Source organism: Janthinobacterium svalbardense (genome assembly GCF_002327145.1).
Classification (GTDB): Bacteria; Pseudomonadota; Gammaproteobacteria; order Burkholderiales; family Burkholderiaceae_D; genus Janthinobacterium; species Janthinobacterium tructae.
The window spans coordinates 3,427,595-3,439,274 of the sequence record NZ_CP023422.1 but is presented as its reverse complement, the minus strand read 5'-3'; the positions used below and the strand labels follow the sequence as shown (position 1 = coordinate 3,439,274).

12 protein-coding genes are annotated in these 11,680 nt (G+C 63.4%); 5 read left to right on the top strand and 7 right to left on the bottom strand.

The window, feature by feature from the left end:
- Positions 1-950 precede the first annotated feature (950 nt).
- From CNX70_RS15255 to CNX70_RS15235, 5 genes are all read right to left on the bottom strand, one after another.
- The gene (locus CNX70_RS15255; RefSeq protein ID WP_096238480.1) at positions 951-1,370 is read right to left on the bottom strand and encodes a YeeE/YedE family protein; all 420 of its coding nucleotides are present in this window, start codon (positions 1,368-1,370) and stop codon (positions 951-953) included.
- A gap of 10 nt (positions 1,371-1,380) precedes the next feature.
- The gene (locus CNX70_RS15250; protein ID WP_341865513.1) at positions 1,381-1,578 is read right to left on the bottom strand and encodes a YeeE/YedE family protein; all 198 of its coding nucleotides are present in this window, start codon (positions 1,576-1,578) and stop codon (positions 1,381-1,383) included.
- A 52-nt stretch (positions 1,579-1,630) separates the two neighbouring features.
- Entirely contained in the window at positions 1,631-1,987 is a 357-nt protein-coding gene (locus CNX70_RS15245; protein WP_096235378.1) for a carboxymuconolactone decarboxylase family protein, read from the bottom strand.
- Between the two features lie 22 nt (positions 1,988-2,009).
- The gene (locus tag CNX70_RS15240) at positions 2,010-2,201 is read right to left on the bottom strand and encodes a YgaP family membrane protein (protein ID WP_096235377.1); all 192 of its coding nucleotides are present in this window, start codon (positions 2,199-2,201) and stop codon (positions 2,010-2,012) included.
- A gap of 229 nt (positions 2,202-2,430) precedes the next feature.
- Positions 2,431-3,756: a sigma-54 interaction domain-containing protein gene (locus CNX70_RS15235; RefSeq protein ID WP_096235376.1), complete on the bottom strand. Its 1,326-nt coding sequence runs from the start codon at positions 3,754-3,756 to the stop codon at positions 2,431-2,433.
- A gap of 229 nt (positions 3,757-3,985) precedes the next feature.
- On the opposite strand from CNX70_RS15235, the gene CNX70_RS15230 reads away from it, so the two are divergent.
- From CNX70_RS15230 to CNX70_RS15210, 5 genes are all read left to right on the top strand, one after another.
- A complete protein-coding gene (locus tag CNX70_RS15230) occupies positions 3,986-4,867 on the top strand; it encodes an MBL fold metallo-hydrolase (RefSeq protein ID WP_096235375.1) in 882 nt (293 codons plus the stop codon).
- A 243-nt stretch (positions 4,868-5,110) separates the two neighbouring features.
- Positions 5,111-5,452, top strand: coding sequence for a PepSY domain-containing protein (locus tag CNX70_RS15225; RefSeq protein WP_244198807.1), 342 nt, complete (start codon positions 5,111-5,113; stop codon positions 5,450-5,452).
- A complete protein-coding gene (locus tag CNX70_RS15220) occupies positions 5,449-5,919 on the top strand; it encodes a DUF2271 domain-containing protein (protein WP_096235373.1) in 471 nt (156 codons plus the stop codon). Before CNX70_RS15225 ends, CNX70_RS15220 begins: the two co-directional genes overlap by 4 nt.
- Before the next feature lie 10 nt (positions 5,920-5,929).
- Positions 5,930-8,149 carry a PepSY domain-containing protein gene (locus tag CNX70_RS15215; protein WP_096235372.1) on the top strand — a complete coding sequence of 740 codons (2,220 nt, stop codon included), beginning with the start codon at positions 5,930-5,932 and terminating at the stop codon, positions 8,147-8,149.
- Positions 8,133-9,089 (top strand): FAD:protein FMN transferase, encoded by a 957-nt coding sequence (locus tag CNX70_RS15210; protein ID WP_244198806.1) that lies wholly within the window; start codon positions 8,133-8,135, stop codon positions 9,087-9,089. The genes CNX70_RS15215 and CNX70_RS15210 overlap by 17 nt, the downstream gene beginning before the upstream one ends.
- A gap of 6 nt (positions 9,090-9,095) precedes the next feature.
- On the opposite strand, the gene CNX70_RS29130 is transcribed toward CNX70_RS15210, so the two are convergent.
- Both CNX70_RS29130 and CNX70_RS15205 read right to left on the bottom strand, forming a co-directional pair.
- A complete protein-coding gene (locus CNX70_RS29130; RefSeq protein ID WP_279629315.1) occupies positions 9,096-9,464 on the bottom strand; it encodes a cation transporting ATPase C-terminal domain-containing protein in 369 nt (122 codons plus the stop codon).
- Entirely contained in the window at positions 9,362-11,647 is a 2,286-nt protein-coding gene (locus CNX70_RS15205) for a cation-translocating P-type ATPase (protein ID WP_279629314.1), read from the bottom strand. Before CNX70_RS15205 ends, CNX70_RS29130 begins: the two co-directional genes overlap by 103 nt.
- Between the last annotated feature and the right edge of the window lie 33 nt (positions 11,648-11,680).

Genomic DNA, 11,680 nt, shown 5'->3' with positions numbered 1-11,680 from the left:
CCGAAAAAAACGTCGAGGAAGTCAAGGCATGCCCGGCAAAAGAGATAAGGCGGGCAATCTTACACGAGCACGTCCCGGCACACACATTATTATAGATTTGCAATGTAATCGTGCGCAATGTGGACGATGGCGGCGGCAAGCCGCAACGCGGCGCGCTGCCTTGCGGCCACGGCGCAAACATGACGCAAGCCGTCCGGAAAGCGATTGGCGGCGCAGCCGCTGTGCCATCAACGCGCCGCGTCCGTTGAGCCATGCCTGGCCGCCAATGCCCGGTCAAGTCCATAGAAATGGTCCGCATGGACATTTGGCCCACGGCGCCAGCCAAATACGCCGGTGCACAGTAGCCGTGGCAGATCGCGACCGAAGTTGCGCGGCCAAACGAGCAGCCGCACGGACGCGCCAGATCTGCGGCCAGGCACGGCGCACACCAGTGCTGCGGCGTGGCAGGCCAGCAGGCACGCAGAACCGCCAGCATTACACCGGGAGACAGGCGCGCAGCGCAGCGCGCGGCAGCAACCGCTGGGAATCCTGCGCGCCAGCCTGGAGCTGGCCAGCGTATCGAAGCGCAAAGGGACTGCACAAGCCCATGACGAAAAAGTCAGGGTGCCAGGCGGCGCGCAAGGGGCTAAAATCGCATTTGCGATTGTACAAGTTGCAAAAAGGGGCATTTGACGAATTCATCCATAACTTCGCATAATTTATATTATGTCAAATTACGGAAAGAGGTTGAGAGTACTTTTAGTACCTCTACCACTTCTTAGCCTTGTAAAACTGTTCGCCCCGATGAGAGACAAGGCGGCACGCTCACCTTTACAACGCCCCCGAAGGCGGCCTGGTCGCCACAGTGCTGTTGCGACCGAACAAATGTTGAGCGGCGCCAGCCTGATCCAGGCGCTGTTCTTTGTCACCAGAATACGGCGTCCAGCCAAGTGCCGAGAATTTCGTCTTGTCTATCGAGAATGCAAACGCTCTGCAACCTCGAAAATCCCCATCCCAGCGAGCATGGCGACGAAGAAGACGAACGGCTTGGCCCCTCCTGACGCCAGCGACGCCAGGGCCGGACCGGGGCAATAACCAGCCAGCCCCCAGCCGGCACCAAATGCCAGGCCGCCGAGGACCAGGCGCCGGTCGATTTGCCTCGATGTCGGCAAGTGCATCGCATCGCCCAACAGGCTGCGCTCCCTGCGCGATGCAAAACGGAATGCCACTATGCCGACGCCTATCGCGCCGCACATGACAAGGCCCAGCGACGGATTCCAATGCCCCGCCACGTCGAGGAAACCAAGCACTTTCGATGGATCCGTCATGCCCGATACGATCAGTCCGATGCCAAAGACCAGACCCACAAGTCCCGCCAGTATATTTTTCATGACGAGTACCTTAAGCGATGAGGTGGCGGACGACAAAAACAGTGGCGAAGCCGGCATCGCCTTTCGGCCATTCCAGCAGGCCTCCCAGGATGCCGCTGATGCCGGCAATACGGCCATTAAACAGGACGAACACCGCAGCCGACAAGCCGATCAGCATCCCTCCTACCAACGAGGCCCATGGCGTAAAATTATTCCAGTCTATCTGCACGCGACTTCTCCAATGCTGATGTGCTATTCATCCTGTGCCAACTCGACGCACCTCACGCCGGGTTCGAGAATTCCTCGAATGCCGCCAGTGCATTGGCGCAATACATCGCCGACGGCCCGCCGCCCATGTAGATGGCCATGCCCAGGGTCTCTTCAAATTCGGCCCGGGTGGCGCCCAGCTTGACGAGGGCCTGGACATGAAAGCCGATGCAGGCATCGCAATGGGCTGCGATGCCCAGGGCCAGTGCGATGAACTCCTTGGTTTTCTTGTCCAGCGCACCATCGCGCGTTGCCGCGCGCGCCAGATCGCCAAAGCCTTTCATCACGTCGGGAATATCCGCGCGCAGGGTCGCCAGTTGTTGCGATACCGATTGCGTCAAGGCGCGGTAGCCGCCAGATTGCGTGCTCATGTTTCCACCTCCCTTCCCTGCTTCATTTTTTCACCGCACAGGTACGGATGCCAAACGGCAGATACGCGGGACAGAAGCGGAAAATGCCTGTCGCCAGGGGAATCACCCCCAGCCAGCCCCAGGCGCCGATGGCACCGGCCAGGGTGGCCACGATCAGGCCCAGCCCCAGCAGTATCCGGATGGCACGATCAATATTGCCGACGTTCACGTTCATGGTCTTGCTCCTCAATGGTTAATCTGCTTAAGCGTTGCGATGACAACACGAGACACACGCCCAAGTTTCAGGTACGCGTCATGCTTCTATCGAAGCATATTTCATGCCAGCGTTACACGATGTGAGGATTGGATAGAAAACAGGGACTTAGGGCGCTGCGGCAGGCAGCAGCGCGCTGCCAGTCAACTGATGACACTGCCATATTGGCAGCATGGCAGTGCTACAAGGCCTAGGCGATGCTCAGCGCTTTCAGGCGGCGGTACAGGGTGCGCTCGCTGAGGCCCAGGTGCGCCGCCAGTTCCTTGCGAGTGCCGCCGAAGGTGGCGTGCAGTTCGGCCAGCGGGATGCTGTCGCCGCGCACAGGCGTGGCTGGCGCGGCGCCCTGCTCCACCGGCGCCGCCAGCAGCTGTTCGACACGGATCACGCCGTCATCGGCGAACAGGCAGGCCCTGTCCAGCACATTGCGCAGTTCGCGGATATTGCCCGGCCATGGGCGTTGCTGCAGCTGCGCCATGGCTTCGGCGTCTATCGTCAGCATGCGTTTGCCCGCGCCCGCGCGGCGCAGGAATGACTGCACCAGCAACGCGATGTCATCGGGCCGCGCGCGCAGCGGCGGCAAGGCGATGGGAAAGGCACTGATGCGGTAATACAAGTCCTGCCGGAACTCGCCCTGCGCCATCATGTGTTCCAGCGATTTGTGGGTCGCGGCGACCAGGCGGAAATTGGCGTGCTGGGTCTCGACACTGCCCACGCGCCGGTAAGTGCCCGACTCGATCAGGCGCAGCAGCTTGACTTGCATGGAAAGGGGCACGTCGCCTATTTCGTCGAGAAACAAGGTGCCGTCTTGCGCCGTATCGACCAGCCCAGGCTTGCGCGAGGTCGCGCCCGTGAAAGCGCCCTTTTCGTGTCCGAACAATTCGCTTTCGAATAGCGTCTCGGTCAGTCCGGAGCAATCGACCACCACGAACGGTCCTGTGGCCCGCGTGCTGTTCTCGTGTACGGCACGCGCAAACAGTTCCTTGCCCGTGCCTGACTCGCCCAGCAGCAGCACCGGCAGCATCGACGGCGCTACCCGCTGCAATGCCGCCAGCACCCGGGTAAATGGGGCGGAACGGCCCACCAGTCCCTCCTCGCTGGGCCTGGCCGAAGCGCTGCGCACCACTTCCAGCCGCTCGACATACGCGGTAATGCTGCCGTCGGCATCGAAAATGGGACGCAGTTCGACGGCGACGTGCTCGGGCCCCCGCGGCGTATGGTGGATGTGCAGCACGCGGTCGGGTCCGCGCAGTTCCTGCGCCTTCTTCATGGGGCAATGTTCACCGGCCTGGTCGCAAGGGGCATCGTAATGATGCGAGATGCGGTAGCACTTGTGACCGGTCACAGGCTGGCCGGGACTGCCAAATTGCCGCTGGTAGGCGACGTTCGCGGCCAGGATCGTGTAATCGGGATCGAGCACGATCATCGGCTGGACCTCGTGTTCGAGAAACGAGATCAAGGACTGCACCATGGGCGCGCTGGGGGATGGCTCGATGCGGGTGACCGCTGGCGTTGGCATGCTGGCTCCTTATTGTGCAGCCATACTGTCGCAGGACTGCCAATGCGTCAAGTGGCACTGCCAGTGGCAGCGCAAAACAGAGGTAGCGCATGGTTACCTCTGGCAGGAAAACGCATGGAATCAGGCATTAGGGAGAGATAGCTAGCCCAAGCTCGTACTGGCACAGGTCTTGCGTTACCCGTTAGACCTCATGCACGCCAGGCTTGCACACCCAGGAGATAGACGCATCATGGCCAACACATCAGCGCAAATAGAAGGTTTCTTCGACCCCGCCACCAGCACCGTCAGCTATCTGGTGCTCGATCCGGCCACGCGCCGCTGCGCCTTGATCGACAGCGTACTCGACTATGATCCGAAGTCGGGCCGCACCAGCACCGCCTCGGCCGACCACCTGCTGGCGCGCGTCGCGGCCCTGGACGCCAGGGTCGAATGGATACTGGAAACCCATGTGCATGCGGATCATTTGACCGCCGCGCCCTATCTGAAGGAAAAACTGGGCGGCAAAATCGGCATCGGCCAGCATATCGCCACCGTGCAGCAGGTATTCGGCAAGCTGTTCAACACTGGCGACGAAGTGGCGCGCGACGGCAGCCAGTTCGACCATCTGTTTGCCGATGGCGAGCTGTTTTCCATCGGCGCGCTGCAATGCCGCGCCCTGCACACGCCCGGCCACACCCCCGCCTGCATGAGCTACGTCGTCAGTGACGCTACCCGCGGCGCCGCCTTTGTCGGCGACACGCTGTTCATGCCCGACTATGGCACGGCCCGCTGCGACTTTCCCGGCGGCGATGCGCGCACCTTGTTCCACTCCATCAACAAGGTGCTGAGCTTGCCGGAGGATACCCTGCTCTACATGTGTCACGACTACCAGCCGGGCGGGCGCGAAGTGCGCTATGTCAGCACCGTCGGCGAAGAGCGCACCGGCAATATCCATGTGCGCAATGGCATCAGCGAAGAAGAATTTGTTGCCATGCGCACCAGGCGCGATGCGTCGCTGGAAATGCCGATCCTGATTCTGCCAGCGGTGCAAGTCAATATGCGCGCCGGGCACTTTCCCGAGCCTGAGGCAAACGGCATACGCTATCTGAAAATACCGCTCAACGCGGTCTGACAACATGCAAACTCATCCACGGCCCCTTGCGCACCAAACAATAGGCCCGCTATAGCCAGGAAACAAGCACGGCGGCGCATTCTGCCGCATGTTTCTGCAAATAATTGATCTCACGATGGTTGAGCCGCAAATACCCGGATTTTTCATCGCGCGATGCCGTTCGGGTAAGTATGATGTCAGCATGAACTGCCATGCTCAGGTGGTTATCAAGGAGAGCAAGCGATGTTCTTAGCGCGTACATGCATGGCGCTGTCTGCCCTGGTTTTCAGCAATGCGGTCCATGCGGATGTCCACTGCACGGATCCGATTGCCGACTGGAAACCTCGCGAGCAATTGCAGCGGGAAGCCGAACAGCGCGGCTGGACTGTCCAGCGCATCAAGATCGATGATGGCTGCTACGAGCTCAGAGGCATTGATCGCAATGGCAACAAAGTCAAGGCCAAATACTCCCCGGCATCGCTGCGCATGCGCAGCCTGGCGGTGGACTTCGGCAACAACGGCGACGCCGCAGACTACCTCGGTCCTGTACCACAGGCTCCCGTCAGGCGGCCTGCAGGTCCGACATCCCAAGGGGAAAAGAAATGAAAAACATCACAGCCTGCGCCTGCCTTGCAGGTGCATTGGCGCTGCCCGGTCTCGTCCAGGCACGCCCGGTCACACTCACCGCGCAACTGAAGAACTACGCCGGCAACGGCGCGTACCTGGCGGTATATGTCACGGATGCCGCCGGCAAGTACAAGAAAACGTTGTGGGTCGCTGGAAAGAAGACCAAGTATTACAAGCACCTGAGCGACTGGGCGCGTGGCAGCGGCATGAACGCGCGCGAATTTGACGGGATCAGCGGAGCGAGCGTCGGCAGCGGAAAAACCCTCAAGGTGACGGTCGAACTGGCCGACACCCTGATTGATGCAGGCTACGAGATCCGGGTGGACAGCGCGGCAGAGGACGGGCGCGACAATCCGGCCGACGTGCGCACGCCACTGAGCAAACAGGGCGCAGGCAAACCCGTCGGTGGACGCGGCTACGTCAAGTCCTTCATTTACGACATGTAGCCACCGCCGCATGTTACGACAGATACATTCGCTCGCTGGCCTGATCGGCGCACTGCTGGTCATGCTCATCGGTTTGACGGGCGCCGTGCTGTCGATCAACCCCGCGCTCGAGCGGCTGGCGACCAGCGTGCCGGCGGGCGTCAGCGTTGCCGAACTGGCGGGCCGGGTGGCGCGCCACTATCCGGGCGCCGAGCAAATCCAGCGCACGGCCTCCGGAACCATCATCGTTTACTACAGCGCCGGCGACATCTCGGGCGTCGACCGGGTCGACCCGTCCAGCGGCAAGGCGATCGCGCCGTATGCGCCGCCGGCCTACGCGCGCTGGTTCAAGGAGTTGCACAGGTCATTATTCCTCGACACGCCAGGCAGCGCCGCGGTCGGCATCACCGCCCTGCTGATGCTGCTGCTGTCGGTCTCGGGCACCATCCTGCTGCTCAAGCGGGTGGGCGGTTGGCGCCAGCTGGCACGTCCACTGCATGGCAACCGCAGCCAGCGCTGGCACGCCGCGGTGGCCCGTTTTGCTGTTGCCGGCCTGCTGTTGTCCGCGCTGACGGGCAGCTACATGTCGGCGGCGACCTTCAGCTTCATTTCCGATGGCAGCCAGGACGAACCCGATATCCCCGCCACCACGTCCGGTGGAACCCCGCTGCCTGCGGCCCGCTTGCCAGCCTTGCTGGCCACCAGGCTGGTCGATCTGCGCGAGCTTTCCTTTCCGCTTGCCGGTGACAGCAGCGCCGTCTACACCTTGCGCACGCGGCAAGGCGACGCCTATGTCGACCAGTCCAGCGGCGCGCTGCTGGCCTTCCGCGCGCACAGCAATGTCCGGGAAGCCTTTGAACTGATCTACCAGTTGCATACGGGCGAAGGCCTGTGGTGGCTGGGCCTGGCACTTGGCCTCTGTGCGCTCGGCGCGCCCTGGCTGGCGGTGACGGGCATCGCCGTATGGTGGCAGCGGCAGCGGGCCAAACCGCGCATCGCCAACAACTCGGCTCCGGCTTCGGCCGACAGCGTGATCCTGGTGGGGAGCGAAAACAACAGTACCTGGGGCTTTGCCCGAGCGCTGCACGATGCCTTGCGACAGGCCGGACAAAGCGTGCACACGGCGCCGATGAACCAGTTCTCGTCGCGCCACGGCGCCGCGCGCCAGCTGTTCATCCTGACGGCGACGTATGGCGATGGCGACGCCCCCGCCTGCGCCACGCACTTTCTGGCCAAGTTGGCCGATGTTGCCCCCAACCAGGCGGCAAGTTACGCGGTACTCGGTTTCGGCGACCGCCAGTTCCCCACGTTCTGCCAGTTCGCACACGAGGTCGATGCGGCGATGGCGGCGCGCGGATGGCGCCGGTCGCTGGAACTGGCCCTGATCGACCGCCAGTCGCCGCAGGAATTCGCGCGCTGGGGGAGCCAGGTCGGCGCTCTGCTGGGCCACGAGCTCGTGCTCGACTATGCGCCGGCACATCCGCATACGCATGCGCTGCAGTTGCGCGAGCGCATCGCCTACGGCGAGGAGGAGCACGATCCCACCGTGGTGCTGCGCTTTATCGCCGCCCCGCCGCCGGCCAGCGCCGGTTGGCTGAAAAGCCGGCTTGCCGCCCACCGGCTGCCCCGCTTCGAGGCCGGCGACCTCGCTGGTGTCATGGCGCCCGGCAGTTCCATGCCGCGCTTCTATTCGCTGGCGAGCGGATCGGGTGACGGCGTGCTGGAAATTTGCGTGCGCAAGCAGCCTGGGGGCGTGTGTTCGAGCTACCTGCACCACTTGCTGCCGGGGGACCGCATCGAGGCCTTTATCCAGCCCAATCCGCAATTTCGTCCGGCCCTGGGCAAGGCGCCCGTCATCCTGATCGGTGCCGGTACCGGGATCGGGCCACTGGCCGGTTTCATCCGCAACAATACGGGCAAGCATCCGATGTACTTGTACTGGGGCGGGCGCCATCCCGACTCCGATTTTCTGTATGAGCCCGAACTGCGCAACTATCTGGCCGACCGCCGGCTGACGCAGCTGCACACGGCCTTCTCACGAGTCACGCATGGCGTCCACGTGCAGATCCGGCTGATGGAGGATGCCGACAATATGCGCCGCCTGATCGCCGACGATGGCCAGGTGCTCGTCTGCGGCAGCCGCGCCATGGCCGCCAGCGTCAGGCAGGCCATGGACCAGATACTCGCACCACTCAAGCTGGATGTGGCGGCGCTGCGGGAAAAAGGAAGGTATCGTGAAGACGTCTTCTGAGCCCGCGCTGCGGCGCTACAGCCTGAATGGCGAAACCATGGGCAGCCGCTACACGGCCGTATTCTATGCGGGCGGACAAGCGGACCTGGCCGCCATCGGCGCCAGCCTGTTTGCCGCCGTCGACAGGGTCGACCGGCAGATGTCGACCTGGAATGTCGCCTCGGACCTGTGCCGCCTGAACGCGGCGCCGGAAAATACCTGGATTCCTGTGCCGCAGGAACTTGCGCAGGTGCTCGCTGCGGGGCTGCTGGTCAGCCGCGAATCGGGCGGCGCCTTCGATATGGCGGTTGGCCAGCTGGTGGAGGACTGGGGATTCGGGCCGTCGCAATGCGCGCCATCGCCGCTGATCGCGGCCCGGCATGGCAAAACGTACTGCCCCGCTACCGAGGCATTGGACGTGGATCTGGATGCTCTGCAGGTGCGCAAGCGCGCGCCGCTGACGCTCGACCTGTCGGGCATCGCCAAGGGTTTTGGCGTCGACCAGCTGGCGCATTGCCTCGATGGCTGGTCCATCGCCAGCTACCTGGTCGGCATCGACGGTGAAATGCGCGCGCGCTCGACCAGACCCGATGGCCAGGCCTGGAGCGTGGCGATAGAAAAGCCGACCCATGGCATGCGTGAAATCGGTGGCGTGATGGAACTGCACGACGTGGCCATCGCCACCTCGGGCGACTATCGCCGCTGGGTCGAGATCGACGGCACGCGCCATGCGCACACCATGCATCCGGCCTTGCATCAACCGGTAGCGAACCGTCTCGCCGCCGTGAGCGTGCTGGCCCCCAGCTGCATGCTGGCCGACGCCTGGGCCACGGCGTTCATGGTCCTGGGCGAGGCGGACGGTGTCGCGCTGGCCAGGAAACGCGGCATGGACGTGCTGTTCGTCCTGCGTCACGGCGCCATGCTAGAAGAAATTCTGCTCATCGACGGCAAGACGGTCTGATCTGCATTACCGTGCATCACTGCGCGGCCATCGCCATGTCGATAGCCGCCACTTGACGCACTCGAACCAGATGATGCCAAGCACGGCGACGAATGCGCACTGCAGCAGCAGCGCCATGTCCGGCAGCGCGAAGGCAAACAACTCGCGGACAGGCGCCACGCCCAGCACCAGCAACAGCAACAGCGAGGCCGCCATGCTGATCCAGGCGAACGCCCGGTTCGACTTGATCCCCCTCCGCCATGACGGCTGGGTCCATTGGCGGTTGACATAGATCAGTCCCAGGTTTGACAGCACCAGGCTGAGGAAGGTCGTCGTGCGCGCCACTTCGTCGGAATGACCGGCCCAGCGCACCAGCACGTGGAAGCCGACCAGCATGGCCAACAGCCCTGCCCCTGCAGCAAGCCGCGCAGCAATATTTCACGGTCGAACAAATGCATCTCCGACCTCCTGGGTTTGCTCGTCATGGCATCGGCTTCGATCGGCTCGGCCTCGAACACGATCGAGCAGGCGGGGTCGATCACCATTTGCAAAAACAGTATGTGCACGGGCATCAGGAGCATGGGCCAGCCCAGCAGAACGGGCAGGATGGACAGGCCCACGATGGGCACATGCACCGCGACGATGAAGACGATGGCCTTGCGCAGATTGGCAAACAGGCGGCGGCCATGCTGCACCGCAAGCAGCAGCGAAGAAAAATCATCCTTGAGTAATACCAGCGCTGCCGCCTCGCGCGCGACGTCGGTGCCACGGGCGCCCATGGCCACGCCGATGTTGGCCGCTTTCAATGCGGGCGCGTCGTTGACGCCGTCGCCGGTCATGGCGACGATATCGCCACGGCTGCGAAAAGCTTGCACCAGGCGCAACTTCTGTTCCGGCGCGATGCGGCAAAAGACGTCGGTATCGGCCAGGCGCGCGCGCAGTGCCGCGTCGTCCAGCGCGGCCAGGTCCATGCCGGACATCACACCGCTGGCCACGCCGGCGATACCGGCCTGCCGCGCAATCGCCAGTGCCGTGGCGGGATGGTCGCCCGTGATCATCACCACGCGTATCCCCGCCGCGTGACATTGCGCCACCGCATCGGGCACTTCCGGGCGCACCGGGTCGTGCAAGCCAAGCAAGCCCAGGAATTCAAACTCAAAGACATGCTGGTTGTCAGGCAGGGGCGGCGCGGCAAACGTGGCGCGGGCGACGCCGATCACGCGCAAACCGTCGTTCGCCATGGCCAGCACCTGGGCCGCGATGGCGGCGGCGCGCTTTGGTGCCAGATGGCACAGATCGATGATGGCCTCGGGCGCACCCTTGGCCGCCACCAGGAACTCGGAACGGTCCGGCGATTGCCACACCCGGGACATGGCCAGCATGTGCCGCGACAGCGGATAATCGTCGATCAGTTGCCAGTCGGCATGCAGGTGCTCCGTATTGGCCAGCAAGCGGGCGCCGGTCTGGCCGATGGCCGACTCCATCGGATCAAACGCCCGACGATGGCTGGCCAGGACGGCATATTCGAGCAAGCCGTGCAGCTCTTCCTGCAAGGCAGCGGCAGGATTGCCCTGACAATCATGGGTGCAAGTTTCCGAGCAGAGCCGGGCCACGTCCATGCGGTTGGCCGTCAGCGTACCCGTCTTGTCGACGCACAGCACCGTCGTTGCACCCAGCAATTCGATTGCGGGTATGCTGCGCGCCAGGATGCTTTCGCGCCCCAGGCGCCAGGCGCCCAAGCCCAGGAAAAGCGTCAATATCACCGGCAACTCTTCAGGCAGCACCGCCATGGCCAGCGTCAGTCCGGCCAGCAAGCCTTGCAGGGCGTCGCCGCGCAACCACCAATACGCCAATGCCAGGCCGGCGGCGAGACACAAGCCGCCGATGGCGACATGCCTGACGACACGCCGCGTTTCCGATTGAATCGGCGTCAGCTCGCTCCCCATGGTGGCCAGCGAGGCGCCGATGCGGCCGAGCGCGCTGTGCGGGCCGGTCGCGACCACCAGGCCGCTGGCAGTGCCTTGCGTGATCAGGGTGCCGGAATACACCAGGCAGTCCGGACTGCCGCCAGTCTCGGGGCAGCCATGCTTGATGACCGGCACGGACTCGCCCGTAAGCATGGACTCGTCGGCCGTCAAATTCGATGCGCTGAGCAGTTCCATATCGGCGGGCACGCGGTCGCCCTCGGCCAGCAGCACCAGGTCGCCTGGCACCAGATCCCTGCCAGCGATGCGCTGCTGTTTCCCGTCGCGTATCACCAGGGCGCGTGGACAGGAGAGGTCGCTTAAGGCGTTCAGCGAGCGTTCCGTGCGCCTGCGCTGAAAAAAAGTGATGCCCATGACGATGCAAACAAAGCCCAGCAGCATCAACGCTTCATTGCGGTCGCCCAGCAGCAGATAGATGACGCCGCAGGCGACCAGCAGCAAAAACATCGGTTCGGAAACGACATCGAGCAGCAGGCGCCCGGCACTCAAGGGGCGCGAGGCGGGCAAGGCATTCGGCCCGTTTTCCAGCAAGCGCTGCGCGGCCTGCGCGGCTGTCAGCCCTTCACTACCCTGCGGCTCCGACATGGCATTCATCCTTTTCCTGAGAGGCAACTTGTAGTGGTTTGT